Source organism: Niallia laureatilytica (genome assembly GCF_046613985.1).
Classification (GTDB): domain Bacteria; phylum Bacillota; class Bacilli; order Bacillales; family Cytobacillaceae; genus Niallia.
In genome coordinates, this window is the sequence record NZ_JBKKHP010000007.1 from 1 (window position 1) to 15,083 (window position 15,083).

Sequence of the window (15,083 nt, forward strand, 5' to 3'; positions counted from 1 at the left end):
AAAGGCAGGGTTTTTTATTTCACTTAGCTGTTCGACAAGGAATATCCTTGCTTTGTTGCAGGCTGTTCACTGCTAACCATTTTGTTAACGGCACTGAATAATGCCTTAATGGAGGAAGTCATGATGTCAGCATCAATTCCGCATCCCCAATAAATAGCGCCTTTATCGGTTGCAAAGCCTACATAGGAAACTGCTTTCGATTCAGAGCCTGTTTCTAGGGCATGCTCTGTATAAACAAGGTCTTTATATTGGATACCTAACGAAGATTGAAGGGCATTGCTGATGGCATCAAGTCGGCCATTTCCTGTACCGCTGAATTCCTGTACAGCTCCATTCTGTTTAACTGACACGGTTGTGTCATAGCTGTCATTTTGTGAAAATCTATACTCGATATACTCAATAGGCGAGCTGATATTGACATATTCCTCTATAAATATGTTATGAATTTCATCTGGCATAAGCTCCTTATGAAGGCTGTCTGAAACTTTTTTGACAGCATATCCGAAGCTCTCACGCATTTTTGCAGGCAGATCCAAGCCGTAATTCTGTTTAAGTATATAACCGATTCCGCCCTTGCCTGATTGGCTGTTAATTCGGATAATATCTCCTTCATATTGTCTGCCGATATCCTTTGGATCAATTAAAAGATAAGGGACTGTCCAATAGTCGCGTTCCTTTTCTTCACGCCATTTCATCCCTTTAGCAATAGCATCCTGATGGGAACCGGAGAACGCTGTGAACACTAGCTCACCGCCGTATGGATGTCTTTCATGAACCGTCATTCTAGTCAATTTCTCATACTTTTCTAGAATGCTAGGAATGTTATCGAAATTCAGCTGTGGATCAATTCCATGGGAATACATGTTCAATGCTAGTGTAACAATGTCAACATTACCTGTTCTTTCACCGTTTCCAAACAATGTGCCTTCCACTCTTTGAGCACCTGCAAGCATCCCAAGCTCAGCATCTGCAACGCCTGTTCCTCTGTCATTATGTGGATGAAGAGACAGGATTACATTGTCCCTAAAGCTTAAATTTTCGCTCATGTACTCAATTTGACTTGCGTATACATGAGGCATGGACATAGAAACCGTTGCAGGCAGATTGATGATTACATTGTTTTCAGCTGTTGGCTGCCAAATATCCAGCACACTGTTACAAATCTTTAGGGCGAATTCTATTTCTGTTCCAGTAAAGCTTTCAGGTGAGTATTGGAACTTGAAATTGCCTTCTGTTTCAGCCGCATATTTTTTTAAAAGCTTAGCGCCTGTCACAGCAATATCAATGATCTCTTCCTCTGTTTTTTGGAATACTTGTTCCCGCTGTGCAACGGAAGTGGAATTATACAGATGCACAACAGCTTTATTCACACCTTCTAATGATTCAAAGGTTTTCTTAATGATATGCTCCCTTGACTGTGTAAGCACTTGGATTGTGACATCTTCTGGGATTAGGTTTTGTTCAATTAGTGTCCTCAAAAAGGCGTATTCTGTATCAGATGCTGCGGGAAAGCCTACTTCTATTTCTTTAAAGCCTACTTCTAACAGCAATTGAAAATATTCCAGTTTTTCTTCTAAGCTCATCGGCACAACAAGCGCCTGGTTTCCGTCACGAAGATCCACGCTGCACCATGTCGGAGCCTTGTCAATATACTCCTTCTCTGTCCATTTCAAACTTGTTACGGGAGGGGTGAAATAACCTCTGGAATATTTTTCGATATTTTTCATCACTGCCAACCACCTTTTTGAATTAATTTACTCATGAAATTTTGAAAGAAAATAAAAAAAGCCTATCATCTCAATAAGAGACGACAGGCTTTGCCTTCGTGGTACCACTCTTTTTGATCTGCCTGAAATAAGACAGACCCACTTTACGACTTGATTACGGGAGTCAGCCGTTAAGACTTACATTTCAGCCTTACCACTCCTGGGCGAGTTGGGGGAGTTTATTGTCTGTCTTTCACCAGCCGACAGCTCTCTAAGCAATAAATATCCCTTAATACTCCCAATCCTAGCGTTTCATTTTCTTAATTTTCTCCATTTTATAATTAATTTTGAATTCAGTCAACAGAGGATTTTTCTCATTTTGAAACTTTTCTAAATTGTCTAGTAATTTGTTATATTTTCTGACATTGTTTTTCTCTATTGTAGGAAATCTATTGTTCGGTTATTATTAATTCTTATATTCAGTATTAGAAAGGATTTTTACATCATGCAAAGTAAGCAAGAATTTCGTTCTTATAGTTTAATTATTCTTGGAACATTTTTAGTAGGTTTAGCATTTAATATATTTCTATTGCCTGCATCCATTACAGCAGGAGGAGTGGCTGGGATTAGTATTATTTTAAACAAATTGAATGGCTGGAGCCCAGCAATTGTGCAATGGGCAATAAATATCCCAACTTTTGTTTTAGGCTATTTCCTACTAGGTAAAGATTTCAGCATCCGCACCTTTATTGGAACAGTTCTGCTGCCTACATTCATTTGGCTGACATCTTATTTGCCGTTCTCAGTGGAAGATCCATTGCTTGCTTCCATTTACGGTGGGATCCTCAGCGGGATCGGAATTGGTCTTGTATTTCGTGGTAAAGGGTCTACTGGAGGGACAACAATTTTCGGACAGCTTATTAAGAAATACACACGTTTATCAAGCGGTTATTCGCAATTTTTAATTGATGGCTGTATCGTAATTGTTGCCATGTTCGTTTTTGACTTTGAAAGAGCCCTATATGGTATGATTGCCATGTTTATTATAGGAAAGTCTATTGACGTGGTTCAGCTTCGTTCATCTACTTCTAAGCTTGTCTTAATAGTGACGGAAAACGAACAGAAAATCACAGATTTAATTCGCAATGAAATCGACAGAGGCTTCACGAAGGTTTGGTCAGAAGGAGGATACAGCAATCAGAAAAAAGCATTGCTGTTCAGTGTGGTCGAACAATCAGAAGCGGTATACTTAAAAGAATTAATTCAAAGAAGTGATAATAACTCCTTTGTTATTTTCTTAAATGCATCTGATATTATCGGCAGAGGCTTTTCAATTCCAAGAGATTTCCCAAGAAATTAGGAGTTTTGGTGTACCTATATAGGTACACCTTTTTTTTATTAGTATTAAAATTCCATCTTAAATTTCAAGTTTTTACGAAAAACATTAAGATAAAAAAAGTCTATTGGATTAATTATATAAAAATAACAATTTTGAAACTGTACGGAAGGATTTGATTAATAGGAAAAACAGGAAAATAGGTATATTAATAATAGAATGCGAAATGTTTCACAAGACTGGTAATTGTTTATAGCAGCATAGTTCTTTTAAATAGAGTTATCTGACTTAAATAATAGGATAAATTAAAAATATTATTGCGTTAAAACATTATTTAGATACATTTAAAAATTGCAAAAAATCTGCCATTGACAGTAGGCGTTTTTAGCTTTTATAATCAGCGAAGTGAAATTTTAAACAAATAATAGACTATATCCATTTTTAGATATAATTGTTTGAAAATTTTAACATTATTTAATATTCAATTTGGGAGGATTACAGCTTTGAGTCAACTTTTTCGCAGGAAATCAGTAAATACTATGATTTCACAATCTCAAAATAAAATGCTGAATCGGACGATGGGAGTTATGGATCTCATCTTCTTGGGAGTCGGCTGTGTTATTGGTACAGGTATTTTTGTAATAACAGGTGTTGTTGCTGCAGAAAGTGCAGGTCCGGCAATTCTTCTTTCCTTTGTTCTTGCTGGAATAGCTTGTGCACTTGCTGCGTTTTGTTATGCTGAATTTTCTTCTGCAGTGCCGCTGTCAGGAAGTGTATATACTTACACATATGCAACATTAGGTGAGTTTTTTGCCTTTTTAATCGGCTGGGATTTAATGTTGGAATATGTTCTAGCAATCGCCGCAGTGGCAACAGGGTGGTCTGCATACTTCCAATCTTTAATTGCAGGGTTTAATATTGTGCTTCCAGCAAGTATTTCATCTGCTCCTGGATTAGATAAAGGTGGAATTGTCGATTTACCGGCAATGCTTATTATCTTAGGTATTACTGCTTTGGTTTCTAAAGGCGTAAAAGAAAGTATTAAATTCAACAATATCATGGTTTTCGTTAAACTTGGCGTAATCTTGTTGTTCATTATTGTTGGTGTTTGGTATGTGAAGCCGGATAACTGGACACCATTCATGCCATTTGGATTCGATGGGGTCATTACAGGTGCAGCTACTGTATTCTTTGCTTATATTGGATTTGATGTTATTGCAACTGCTTCAGAAGAAGTAAAAAACCCAGGCAGAACAATGCCTATTGGTATAATTGGGTCTCTAGCTATTTGTACGGCATTATACATTGCTGTTTCCACTGTTTTAACAGGAATGATTCCTTTCACACAGCTGAATGTTGGAGCACCAGTTTCTCTTGCGTTAGAATCAGTTGGTCAAAATGCAGTTGCAGGGATTATTTCTATCGGGGCAGTAATGGGGATTACTACTGTTATTCTTGCCTTGGTTTATGCACAAGTACGTCTAAGCTATGCAATGAGCCGTGATGGTCTTCTGCCGAAGATGCTTTCGTCTGTAAACAGTAAAACAAAAACACCATTTAAAAATACATGGCTGACAGGTATTGTTGCAGCATGTATCGCTGGTTTTGTTGATTTGTCTACATTGGCTCATCTAGTAAACATGGGGACATTGGCAGCATTTACGCTGATCTCTATTGCAATCATCGTATTGCGCAAGAAATTCCCAGAATTAAAAGGTTCCTTCCGTGTACCTTTCGTACCAGTATTGCCAATCATCAGCGCACTTCTTTGCATAGGACTGGCAGTCAGCCTGCCAGGAATCACTTGGATTTCCTTTGTAATTTGGCTGGCAATTGGAACGAGCATATATTTCCTATACTCGAGAAAAAACAGTAAGTTGAATAATTAATATCGAAAGCAGCCATTGGCTGCTTTTTTTGTACTTAACAAGGACAAAAGACTACCTATAGGGAATAAGGATGCTAGGAGTTTGTAATAGAAGATATTGATTCGGATTTCTTCGGAATAAAAACAAAGTAAAAGACAGCTGCACTAGTTGCAGCTGCCGTGATTATGATGTTTATGTAAACTTCTTTATGTACCAGGCATCCATAGCAGAATGCTCAGACCCGGCTAAAGGTGCAGAAAGCAGTTCAAACCCAAACTTTTCATATAGAGCACATGCAGCCTTTAATTGCTGACGAGTTTCCAAGTAGCATGCTATATAATGCTTTGCAGCAAAGTCTAAGGCCGTTTCCATCAAAAGGTTAGCATAGCCCTTCCCTTGAGCTTTAGGGCTTAAATACAGCTTCTGTAACTCGCAAATGCCTCTTTCCTCATCAAAGGGAGCGATACCGATGCCACCGACCACTTCACCATCAAGTACTGCAACCCAATAAGCAGCTGATTCTAGCGAATTGTAATACTCTGACAGTTTGTCTAAGGAAGGGTCAAAATAAGCAGTGCCTTTTATATTCAAACCGACAGATTCAAGTGAATGACGGATGATGGATGCTACTATCTCATTATCTTGTTGTTCTATCTCTCTAACAATCATTTTAAAATCCCCTTTATTAGTATGGATAAGTAAATGTTACCTTATTTTTTTGAAAATACAAATATTTTTAGTTTTTTATGTGACAGATAGATTTAACCAAAAGGGAAATGACTTTTAAAAAGATAAATCCTCAAGATGTGGAGGATTTATATTTAGCAAGAAAAGGATAGGAGAATGAAATGGAAACAGAAGAGATGAGTGCTAATAATAAGGATAAACCAAAATTAAAGTGTAGAAATTCTAATAGTAACCAATAAATTAGAAAGAATGGAACAACGGAAATAGCTACAGCTATAAGCCGAGAAAAAAACCGGACATTATGAGAGGTTTCACAGTATGTACAAGTAATAGGCTTATAGTTAAATAGAAAGGAGTTGTATAGAGCAATCCAGTTAAATTCGCGCTTGCAATGGCTGCATTTTTGCATATATATTACCTCCGAATTGTTGTTGTGTTATTTACGTTTTAATAGTTAGAAGGTTTCATTGAAATAGAATTTACGATACAATACATCAGGCAGTTAGTACAAATGATAATCCTTTTACTGAGGCTGGTAGACAAGGATTTTAAGAAAGCATTGTTCCTTAAGGAATAATGCTTTTTTTACTTTTTTTAAGTATAAATATGGGAAGTTTGTGATGAAGGTTTGTGATGAAGGAGAATTCCAAAGAATATAGAATATAAAATGGATAAATTTGCATTATATTGAAGGTTATGGTGTTTAATTATGAAAATGATAAAAAGACAGTAATTATGGGGGATCAACTTGATGAGAAATATATGTACTGCAGTATTATTATGCATCGTTACTTTAGTTGGGTGCTCAATTGAACAAACACTTGAGGAATACTTTCATCAAAAAATGAAACAAATGCATAAAGATGAAAAAAATTTTTCCTATTCACTGGTTCATACAGAGTTAAATGCTGTTCACGAAAATGATGGAATTGTAGTGTTCGAAGAGCATAATAACCATCAAGGAGATCAAATATATATAGCTTATCTAGAGAAGGAAGAACAGCAATGGGAATGGAAGAGAACAAGAGGAGCAAAATGGAATAGCCCAGTAAAATGGTCTTCCATGAACCAACCACCTTATATATATTCTGGTGCAATAAGTGATAATTCAATCACTGAAGTATATGCAGGCAATCAATCTGCAAAGATCATTCAAGTGGAAGAGGATAAAAGGTTTTGGTATGCAATCAGTTCTATTAAGGATGTAAAAGTTAAGATGGTTAAAGAAGACGGAAGTGAAGAGTTTATGGAAGAAATAAACTACGAGGAATTAGAAAATCAATAATATGTGTAAGGTAATAAACTTGTAAGTATCATGGGGAGTATTCTAAAAAGGAGAATCTATGCCTAAGGAGGAAGATTTCATGGAGCTTAAGGAATTCATTCGTTTCCTTAATAGATTAGAACAAAATGATATATTTTATAAACTGGATAAAATTAGGAATGATGCTGTTTTAGTTGAAATTGCCGTGTCAGGTCAACGTTGGGAAGTTGAGTTTATGGAGGATGGTACTGTAGAAATAGAAAAATTCATCAGTGATGGAGACTTTTATGATGTTAAGGAAATAGAAATATTAATAAAAGAATTTAGTGATTAGGTAATAAATAGGAGAAAGACTTCAATTAAGAAGTCTATTCCTATTTATTATTGTTAAACTTCTTTCAAGAATACATAACTAACCTTATTATACTTCATTTTTTTCTCATAGAAGCGGTGAGCATCTATGCGTTTTAATCCGGACGAAAGTGAGACAATATCGTAACCATTATTCTTTGACCAATTTTGTATATACTCTAGAAGGGCTTCTCCATATCCTTTAGAACGGTAGTTGTTATCCGTTATTAAATCACAAACCCAAGTAAACCTGCCATTATAAAGAGTTATCATAGGCATAAAGCCTGCAACAGCAATTATATTCTTATTAATAAATAGTGCAGCCATTCTATAATTATCTTTTTTCGCTGCCGCCTTTACTAATTCAAGGTAACTTTTCTCATCTAAGTGAGTTCTTAATTGCTTCATTACGGAAAAGGCTTCTAACCATTCGTGTTCCTTATCTAATTCTCTTATTTCAAAAGATTGTTGCGGCATTGTTCATTCTCCTTTAATTTTTACTAATATTAAAACATATCTTGATATAATCAAAAGTATCAGATTCAAGAAAGTTAATGGAACCAGTTAGTGTGGAGGAGAAGAGTAATGATTGAAATTACACCATTATTAGAAAGCGAAAATAAATCACCACTCTACATTCAATTATCCAACTATATAAAAGAGGAGATAAGTTCTGGAAGGATAAAACCAGGTGAGAAACTTCCATCTAAAAGAAAATTAGCTGAGCATTTAGGGCTAAGCATCAATACAATACAGACCGCATATGAGCAATTAATTGCAGAAGGGTTTGTGGAAAGTATACTTCGAAAAGGATTATATATAAAAGTCTTAGAAGACGAACTGACTCATAAATTATTTGAAGCCGAGAAGCGTCCGTTAACTAGGTGTGAAAAAAGTGTAAATGTTGAGATTGATTTTAATTCAGGAAAAGTTGATGTGGAAAATTTCCCTTATTCCTTGTGGAAAAAAACTACTGTTCAATCTTTATATGAAGATCAAGGTGAACTGTTTAATATGGGTAACCCTCAAGGAGAATTACAATTAAGAGAAGAAATAGCAAAATACACATATATGTCTAGGGGTGTTAAATGTACTCCCGAGCAAATTGTAATTGGAGCTGGTACACAGGTGCTTATGACATTACTTTCCATACTAATTGGAGACAATATGGTATATGCACTAGAAAATCCTGGATTTCATCGTACGAGAAAAGTCCTGCAAGATTTGGGAAGAGCAACTACCTCAATTCCTCTAGATACAGACGGTATTAACATAGAACAATTAAAACATAGTGGAGCAAATGTAGTTTATGTAACACCCTCGCACCAGTTCCCAGTTGGGATAATTATGCCTATAAAACGCAGGCTGGAATTGTTAGAATGGGCCGAATCTACTCATGGTTATGTTATTGAAGATGATTATGATGGTGAATTTCGTTATGAAGGAAAGCCGATTCCTTCTTTACAAGGACTTGATATACTGGGAAAGGTAGTCTATATGGGGACTTTCTCTAAATCTTTAATACCTTCCATTCGAATTAGTTATATGGTTCTTCCTCCAATCTTAATAGAAAGATATAAAGAAAACTTATTGCTGTATAAACAAACGGTATCTCGCCTTCATCAAGATACCTTATATCGATTTATGAAAGAAGGTTATTGGCAAAGCCATTTAAATAAGATGAGAACACTGTATCGAAAAAAACATTCGTTCTTCATGCAAACCATAAAAAAACATCTTCATAATCAGGTGCGAGTTATAGGAGAAAACTCAGGTCTACATCTTATTCTACAGGTAAATAATAACTGGATCGAGAAGGAATTAATAGATACAGCATTACAAGAAGGTGTGAAAGTATATCCTTTATCTGTTTACTATGAAAATGGAAGTAATGTTAATTCTAGTGTTCTATTAGGTTTCGGAGGTCTATCGGAAAAACAGATAGATATTGGCATCCAATTATTAAAAAAGGCTTGGCAGATTGATTAGTTTTGGAACTCTTTTAAGCGATTAAACGTATGTAATATGAAGGTGATAAAAATGATGAAATTAATGTTCATGCTTGCAGCGATTACGTTTCCTTTATGTGCTTCTCTGAATAAAGGGGCCTCTGGTATTTTACTATCCATGTTCTTTTTATTGCTTGCAGCATTCGTAAACCAAGGTTTACTAAAAAGAGTCAGTGAAAGATTTTAATGATTACATATGGAGGATTGTAATGGCGGAAATCAGGAGATATAATTCAAAGCGCAATAAGTTGTTTATTGCCATAGGAATAGTCCTTCTTGTGGTAGTAGGATTATTCATATGGCAGTCTGTGGACAGATACAAGGAAGTCCAACAAATAGAGTCGAAATTGGGTTTTGAGATTACAGTGGTAGATAGACAATCACATGAAGCATGGTGGGCAGCTACGAGAACGTATTTAGTAAAACCAGTGGACGATGAAAGTAATCTGGAATACATGCTTTACTTGAATAAAGAAAATAAGATTGAACAATGGGCTAAAGTGGAAAATGGGGAAGTTCAAAACATAAAGTATGAAGATATGTAACTAATGGGAGCATTAATCCAGGGAGATTAATGCTCTTTTGGCAGTTAGCTGAAGTTATGCTGTTACCAAAAATTCAACAAGGGAAAAAATAAAAGGTGCCGAATAATAAATATATCTTTATTAGAAAGGAGAGAAAAAATGGAGGAACGCCATATGATTCTTTTTAAACAGTTAGAAACGTACCGAGAAGATGTTTTAGATAGTTTAAATGGTGTAAGTGCAGAGGCAGCTGAGATAGTACCACATAATTTTAATAATAATATTAGATGGAATATGGGGCATATTTACTTGGATCAATACTTATGGATTGAGAGCCTAACAAAGGAAAAAACAGATGTTCCTGATGTTTTTCGCAATTGGTTTGGTTATGGAACAACACCGGTTCATTTCTCAGCTGAAACGCCTTCTTATCTAGAACTGAAAAAATTGCTGAAAGAACAACCTGTTAAATTGATGGAGAACTATGGAAGCCGATTAGAAGAAGTATATCCCCCTACTGAGATGGGAATGCGAACAATAGAACAAGTGTTAATTAGAACCATCTTTCATGAAGGTATTCATTTGCAAGCGATAAACGACATTAAAAAGTGTTTATAATAATTATATTTCCCTGTCTAAAGTTATTGGACGTAAAAACCATAAATAAACCAGTTGCCTATATACAAGACAGGCAACTTTTTTCTTTGTGAATGGATGTACTTAACACCTCTCTTTCAATCTTTGCAAAATCACCTGCTAACAAACCCTCATTACCTTCCTTTATTTGAAAAAGATTAGAGCCTTATTTAAGGAGAGTACAAAAAAGAATACGATAGTACAGTCAGCTCTATAAACATTTACAAAGTCCCTTCAGAAAAATATAGTGTTGATAGGAGGTGCAACAACATGACAAAAATACAATTTCCGAAAGATTTCTTATGGGGAACTGCTTCTAGCGGGCCTCAAAGTGAAGGATATAAACAAAAGACAAATGATTCTATATGGGATTATTGGTATAAAAAAGATTCCGAAAGATTTTATGAAAAGATTGGACCAGAAACGACTTCCAATGTGTATGAACAATATGCGGAAGATGTGAGCATAATGAAGGAGCTGAGCTTGAATTCCTTCCGAACGTCAATCCAATGGTCGAGATTGATAAAGGACTTCGAAACAGGTGAAGTTGATCAGGAGGCTGTTCAATTTTATAACCATTATATCGACGAAATGATTGCAAATGGGATTGAGCCGATGATGAACCTGTTCCATTTTGATATGCCTTATGAGCTTGAACAGAAATACGGTGGCTTTAAAAGCAGACATGTTGTCGATCTTTATGTGAAGTTCGCAGAAGCTGCATTTGCACTGTTTGGTGATCGAGTGAAGTATTGGATTTCTTTTAATGAGCCTGTAGCTTATACAAAGGGAGCATATTGGCATAATCTTATTTACCCAAATGAAATGAGCATGCAATCATATGTTCAGGCTAACTATCATATTTTGCTAGCCCACTCGTTAATTGTAAGCGCATACCGTGAAGGCGGATATAGTGGTGAGATTGGGATTGTTGTTGATCTGCTGCCGCCAATACCTCGCAGTGAAAATCCTGCTGACGTGGAAGCGGGCCGGGTGGCCGATTTATTTATTAACTTAATTTTTATGGATCCATGTGTAAGAGGAGAGTATCATCCTGATTATTTGAACATCTTAAAGAAACATGACTGTATGTTTCATCATCATTTAGAAGACTTAGTTGCAATAAAGGAAAATACAGTAGATTTTATCGGCATTAATTATTATCAGCCTATGCGCGTAAAAGCAAGGGATGGTTTGCCGAACCCATTTTCACCTTTCACGCCAGAATGGTATTATGAGCCATATGAAATGCCAAACAGAAGAATGAATGAATACAGAGGCTGGGAAATATATCCGAAAGCCTTATACGATATTGCTATGCGTGTAAAAAATGAGTATGGCAATATCAAGTGGTATGTTTCTGAAAACGGCATGGGTGTGCAAGGAGAAGAAAGATTTAAAAATGATGATGGCTTCATTGAAGATAATTACCGAATTGACTTTATTAAGGAGCACTTAGGCTGGCTGGCAAAAGCCATCGACGAAGGCTCTAATTGCTTCGGTTATCATTTATGGACTTTTGTTGATAACTGGTCTTGGACGAATGCTTATAAAAACCGATATGGCCTTGTGTCCTTAAATTTGGAAAATACGGAAAGAACGATTAAAAAGTCTGGTTACTGGATGAAAGAGGCAATTAAAAATAATGATTTCTCTTAAAAAAATTTAAAAGACCTTCTTAAAGGAATGATTAACTTTGTCTATTAGAGTGAACTTAGCAGAGTTTAGTGAAATTGAAAAGCAAGCCTATGAATTTATGCTTAAGAATCCTGACAAGGTGATTAAGCTTTCGGCAGATACGTTAGCTAAAGAGATGTTTGTCAGTAAACCGACTATTTTTAGGGTGTGCAAAAAACTAGGTTTTACTGGAATCGTAGAATATAAGCATTTTTTGATTAAGAGTAAACAAGAAAAAATGAAGGAGCTGAATCCTACCTTGCAGATGGTTGAACAGCTTTTAAAAGAGTTTGACAATGATTTCACACCTGGAAACATTGATATCTTTGAACAGACGAAAATAGTGATATTGTATGCAACACAAGCAAGTACAATTGCTGCAAGTTTTCTGTCGAGGCAGCTGACTAATTTAGGCTACTTTACAAGAATTGTGGAAGATGAATATGAATTTAAACAAGTTTCGGAAACGATTCCTAATAGATCAATCATTATTGCCATAAGCAATACAGGTGAAAATCATCTGCTGACACAGCATTTGCTAAAGGTCACTAATAAGGTTCCAATCTTTGCGATTACGAAAAAGAATTCTTCGCTAGCAAGAATTGCTGATTATGGTTTATTTCATAATCTTGATATTAAGTCTGCATCTAAAACGGTAGATAGAGAAAACCAGCTGCCATTAATGATTCTTATTCACGAGCTGGTTGAAAGACTATGGTCATCATTGCAGGAGAGAAACTTACCGAGGGGGGATTATGATGAATAATTTACTATCTAAACTAGAAAGTAAACTAGTACCATTAGCAACGAGAATAAGCAGCAATAAGCCTTTAAATGCAATAAAGGATTCGATGATCACAATCATGCCATTTTTAATTATCGGCTCCTTATTTCTCTTGGTTGCCTATTTGCCTATTCCAGGATACAGTGAATGGATGATTGGCATTTTCGGCGAAAAGTTTCAGTCCACATTAACGAAAGTAACGGATGCTACATTTGGTATTATTGGCCTTTTTACACTTATAAATGTTGCTTATCAATATGCAAAACAGCTGGATATGGAACCTATTTTCCCAATCATGTCCTCTGTTATGTCATTTATTATTTTAACAACTGTGACAGACGGAAGCTTTGGATTAGAGTGGCTTGGAACGAAAGGGATGTTCGTGTCGATTCTAATTGCGCTAGTGTCGACTAGATTATATAAGAAATTTTATGAATTTGGTATCGGACCAAAAATGCCGGAAGGAGTGCCGCCTGGAGTAATCAGGTCATTCTCCTCATTAATTCCTGTTGGATTGATTGCAGCAATCGTTCTTGCTGTTCAAATTGGCTTTAGCTTTACGCCATATAAGGATATCCACCAATTTATTTACCATATTGTACAGATGCCATTGTTAGGTTTAGGTGATAGTCTAATTTCCATTATTATAGCTGAGATAATCGGTCAGCTTCTTTGGTTCTTCGGTCTTCATGGCAATGCAATTGTAAACGCTATTATGGACCCGATTTGGCTCGGCTTATCTGCAGAGAACTTAAATGCTTTCCAGCAGGGGCAAGATTTGCCTCATATCATTACAAAGCAGTTCAAGGAAATCTATCTGCAAATGGGAGGTTCTGGTTCTACGATTGCATTGGCACTTTGCATGACATTGTTCTCGAAATCAAAGCATTTAAAGACACTCGGATTGCTTGCATTGCCTGCTAGTATCTTTAATATCAATGAACCGATCATCTTCGGATTGTCAATCGTGTTAAACCCAATAATGTTTATTCCTTGGCTGATAATGACTCCAATCTCTGCTGTCATTTCATTTACTGCCATGAGCACAGGCCTTGTATCTGCAACAAGCGGTGTTATAATTCCATGGACTACACCATTATTTATCAGCGGATACTTAGTTTCCGGCGTTAGTGGAATGGTCCTGCAGATTGTATTGCTTCTTGTCGGATTCCTTATTTATATGCCATTCTTTAAATTGCTGGATAAACAGCTTTTGGAAAGAGAGATGGAAGAGGCGAGAGGTTCTGTGGATTTGAAAATGTATAAGTAAATACAAAAAAGGCTCTCTAGTGTGATATTCGCCGTGGAGAGCCTTTTTAATGTTTATTTTGAAAACAACTCTTTCGCTTCCTCCATCGCAAGCTTGTTGCCAAGGGCGGAGTAATCAAGCCAAGGCTGATCAGAAACAACATAGACATGTTTGTTTTTAACCGCTTTTAAACCTTGATAGATTGCAGATTCTTCTAATTGCTTGAAGCCAGTTTGTGCTTCATCATCACTGTTTACTACTACAAAAATCGCATCTGCATCAAAGTCAGGCAAGACTTCCTGGGATATAACTTCATATGGCTGTGTGGAATCTAATTCTTCGATGCCAGCAGCTGGCTTAAATCCTAAATCTTCGAATAGCACTGGGCCAAGTGGGCGTTTTGTCGTAAATACACGAAGCTCCTTGGCTGTTACTCGGATAGCCATTACTTTACTGTTTTCGCCAAGTTCATCTGAAGCTAACGTTTTAACTTCATTTGTGAGGCTCTCATAGTCTGCGATGAAATCTTCTGCTTCCTGTTCTCGATCGACGAGTTTACCAATTTTATTTAAATGATCGCGCCATGTTCCTTCATCAAGGTTAAAGCTTACTGTTGGAGCAATGTCTTCATATTTCGAAATATCCTCACCTGAAATTCCTTCATCGATATAGATGACAGATGAATCTAAAGCAATTAAAGCTTCCATATCAGGGTCTTTTGCTGGACCAAGCTTTTTTGTATCCTTCAATTGATTTTTAACATGTGGAAGGAAATCATTTAACTCACCGCCGACAACAGAGCCGACTGGAGTTATTCCTAATGCGAGCAAATCATTTGTTAAATGGATAGAGAGGGAAGCGATTTTCGGTTCCTCGGTCTCTTTTTTTTCGCTACTATCATTTGAAGCTGATTGTCCACATGCTGCGAGAATTAATAAAAGCATTGCTGTAAATAACATAGCTAGTTTCTTTTTCATCTTGTTCTCCTTTTT

Annotated in this window: 16 protein-coding genes and 1 other annotated feature; of the genes, 11 read left to right on the forward strand and 5 right to left on the reverse strand. The window is 36.2% G+C overall.

Annotated elements, in window-relative coordinates; genetic code table 11:
* Positions 1–23: 23 nt before the first annotated feature.
* Positions 24–1,727: a 2-isopropylmalate synthase gene (locus tag ACLIJJ_RS16795; RefSeq protein ID WP_251646537.1), complete on the reverse strand. Its 1,704-nt coding sequence runs from the start codon at positions 1,725–1,727 to the stop codon at positions 24–26.
* Between the two features lie 73 nt (positions 1,728–1,800).
* Positions 1,801–2,021 (reverse strand) — a binding site (T-box leader).
* A 190-nt stretch (positions 2,022–2,211) separates the two neighbouring features.
* Between ACLIJJ_RS16795 and ACLIJJ_RS16800 the strand changes: the two genes are divergently transcribed.
* Positions 2,212–3,066 (forward strand): YitT family protein, encoded by an 855-nt coding sequence (locus tag ACLIJJ_RS16800; RefSeq protein ID WP_233318253.1) that lies wholly within the window; start codon positions 2,212–2,214, stop codon positions 3,064–3,066.
* A 479-nt stretch (positions 3,067–3,545) separates the two neighbouring features.
* Positions 3,546–4,931, forward strand: coding sequence for a branched-chain amino acid transporter BcaP (gene bcaP, locus ACLIJJ_RS16805; RefSeq protein WP_251646486.1), 1,386 nt, complete (start codon positions 3,546–3,548; stop codon positions 4,929–4,931).
* 171 nt (positions 4,932–5,102) lie between these two features.
* Here bcaP and ACLIJJ_RS16810 read toward each other — a convergent pair whose 3' ends face one another.
* Complete coding sequence (locus tag ACLIJJ_RS16810; protein ID WP_233318249.1) at positions 5,103–5,579, reverse strand: GNAT family N-acetyltransferase; 477 nt, start codon at positions 5,577–5,579, stop codon at positions 5,103–5,105.
* A gap of 130 nt (positions 5,580–5,709) precedes the next feature.
* Complete coding sequence (locus ACLIJJ_RS16815; RefSeq protein ID WP_396953812.1) at positions 5,710–6,006, reverse strand: TIGR04104 family putative zinc finger protein; 297 nt, start codon at positions 6,004–6,006, stop codon at positions 5,710–5,712.
* 342 nt (positions 6,007–6,348) lie between these two features.
* Between ACLIJJ_RS16815 and ACLIJJ_RS16820 the strand changes: the two genes are divergently transcribed.
* Both ACLIJJ_RS16820 and ACLIJJ_RS16825 read left to right on the forward strand, forming a co-directional pair.
* Complete coding sequence (locus ACLIJJ_RS16820) at positions 6,349–6,882, forward strand: hypothetical protein (protein WP_411411333.1); 534 nt, start codon at positions 6,349–6,351, stop codon at positions 6,880–6,882.
* A gap of 79 nt (positions 6,883–6,961) precedes the next feature.
* Positions 6,962–7,195, forward strand: coding sequence for a hypothetical protein (locus tag ACLIJJ_RS16825; RefSeq protein ID WP_411411334.1), 234 nt, complete (start codon positions 6,962–6,964; stop codon positions 7,193–7,195).
* 53 nt (positions 7,196–7,248) lie between these two features.
* On the opposite strand, the gene ACLIJJ_RS16830 is transcribed toward ACLIJJ_RS16825, so the two are convergent.
* The gene (locus tag ACLIJJ_RS16830) at positions 7,249–7,689 is read right to left on the reverse strand and encodes a GNAT family N-acetyltransferase (RefSeq protein ID WP_233318243.1); all 441 of its coding nucleotides are present in this window, start codon (positions 7,687–7,689) and stop codon (positions 7,249–7,251) included.
* A gap of 108 nt (positions 7,690–7,797) precedes the next feature.
* On the opposite strand from ACLIJJ_RS16830, the gene pdxR reads away from it, so the two are divergent.
* The 7 genes from pdxR to ACLIJJ_RS16865 all read left to right on the forward strand — a co-directional run bounded on the left by pdxR (position 7,798) and on the right by ACLIJJ_RS16865 (position 14,112).
* Positions 7,798–9,201: a MocR-like pyridoxine biosynthesis transcription factor PdxR gene (gene pdxR, locus ACLIJJ_RS16835; RefSeq protein WP_411411335.1), complete on the forward strand. Its 1,404-nt coding sequence runs from the start codon at positions 7,798–7,800 to the stop codon at positions 9,199–9,201.
* Between the two features lie 51 nt (positions 9,202–9,252).
* Positions 9,253–9,408, forward strand: a complete 156-nt coding sequence (locus tag ACLIJJ_RS16840; RefSeq protein ID WP_251646492.1) for a hypothetical protein — start codon at positions 9,253–9,255, stop codon at positions 9,406–9,408.
* 22 nt (positions 9,409–9,430) lie between these two features.
* Complete coding sequence (locus tag ACLIJJ_RS16845; RefSeq protein WP_411411336.1) at positions 9,431–9,766, forward strand: hypothetical protein; 336 nt, start codon at positions 9,431–9,433, stop codon at positions 9,764–9,766.
* A 138-nt stretch (positions 9,767–9,904) separates the two neighbouring features.
* Entirely contained in the window at positions 9,905–10,363 is a 459-nt protein-coding gene (locus tag ACLIJJ_RS16850) for a DinB family protein (protein ID WP_411411337.1), read from the forward strand.
* Positions 10,364–10,651: 288 nt separating this feature from the next.
* Positions 10,652–12,040: a glycoside hydrolase family 1 protein gene (locus ACLIJJ_RS16855; protein ID WP_233318235.1), complete on the forward strand. Its 1,389-nt coding sequence runs from the start codon at positions 10,652–10,654 to the stop codon at positions 12,038–12,040.
* A 37-nt stretch (positions 12,041–12,077) separates the two neighbouring features.
* Positions 12,078–12,824: a MurR/RpiR family transcriptional regulator gene (locus ACLIJJ_RS16860; protein ID WP_233318234.1), complete on the forward strand. Its 747-nt coding sequence runs from the start codon at positions 12,078–12,080 to the stop codon at positions 12,822–12,824.
* Positions 12,814–14,112: a PTS sugar transporter subunit IIC gene (locus tag ACLIJJ_RS16865; protein WP_237943324.1), complete on the forward strand. Its 1,299-nt coding sequence runs from the start codon at positions 12,814–12,816 to the stop codon at positions 14,110–14,112. Before ACLIJJ_RS16860 ends, ACLIJJ_RS16865 begins: the two co-directional genes overlap by 11 nt.
* A 53-nt stretch (positions 14,113–14,165) precedes the next feature.
* Here the strand turns inward: ACLIJJ_RS16865 and ACLIJJ_RS16870 are convergent, their stop codons facing one another.
* Entirely contained in the window at positions 14,166–15,068 is a 903-nt protein-coding gene (locus tag ACLIJJ_RS16870) for an ABC transporter substrate-binding protein (RefSeq protein WP_411411338.1), read from the reverse strand.
* Positions 15,069–15,083: the final 15 nt, after the last annotated feature.

Coding starts and splice junctions, on each gene's coding strand:
- ACLIJJ_RS16795 (WP_251646537.1), bottom strand. CDS start 1,727: ATGAAAAATATCGAAAAATATTCCAGAGGTTATTTCACCCCTCCCGTA.
- ACLIJJ_RS16800 (WP_233318253.1), top strand. CDS start 2,212: ATGCAAAGTAAGCAAGAATTTCGTTCTTATAGTTTAATTATTCTTGGA.
- ACLIJJ_RS16810 (WP_233318249.1), bottom strand. CDS start 5,579: ATGATTGTTAGAGAGATAGAACAACAAGATAATGAGATAGTAGCATCC.
- ACLIJJ_RS16815 (WP_396953812.1), bottom strand. CDS start 6,006: ATGCAAAAATGCAGCCATTGCAAGCGCGAATTTAACTGGATTGCTCTA.
- ACLIJJ_RS16820 (WP_411411333.1), top strand. CDS start 6,349: ATGAGAAATATATGTACTGCAGTATTATTATGCATCGTTACTTTAGTT.
- ACLIJJ_RS16825 (WP_411411334.1), top strand. CDS start 6,962: ATGGAGCTTAAGGAATTCATTCGTTTCCTTAATAGATTAGAACAAAAT.
- ACLIJJ_RS16830 (WP_233318243.1), bottom strand. CDS start 7,689: ATGCCGCAACAATCTTTTGAAATAAGAGAATTAGATAAGGAACACGAA.
- pdxR (WP_411411335.1), top strand. CDS start 7,798: ATGATTGAAATTACACCATTATTAGAAAGCGAAAATAAATCACCACTC.
- ACLIJJ_RS16840 (WP_251646492.1), top strand. CDS start 9,253: ATGATGAAATTAATGTTCATGCTTGCAGCGATTACGTTTCCTTTATGT.
- ACLIJJ_RS16845 (WP_411411336.1), top strand. CDS start 9,431: ATGGCGGAAATCAGGAGATATAATTCAAAGCGCAATAAGTTGTTTATT.
- ACLIJJ_RS16850 (WP_411411337.1), top strand. CDS start 9,905: ATGGAGGAACGCCATATGATTCTTTTTAAACAGTTAGAAACGTACCGA.
- ACLIJJ_RS16855 (WP_233318235.1), top strand. CDS start 10,652: ATGACAAAAATACAATTTCCGAAAGATTTCTTATGGGGAACTGCTTCT.
- ACLIJJ_RS16865 (WP_237943324.1), top strand. CDS start 12,814: ATGATGAATAATTTACTATCTAAACTAGAAAGTAAACTAGTACCATTA.
- ACLIJJ_RS16870 (WP_411411338.1), bottom strand. CDS start 15,068: ATGAAAAAGAAACTAGCTATGTTATTTACAGCAATGCTTTTATTAATT.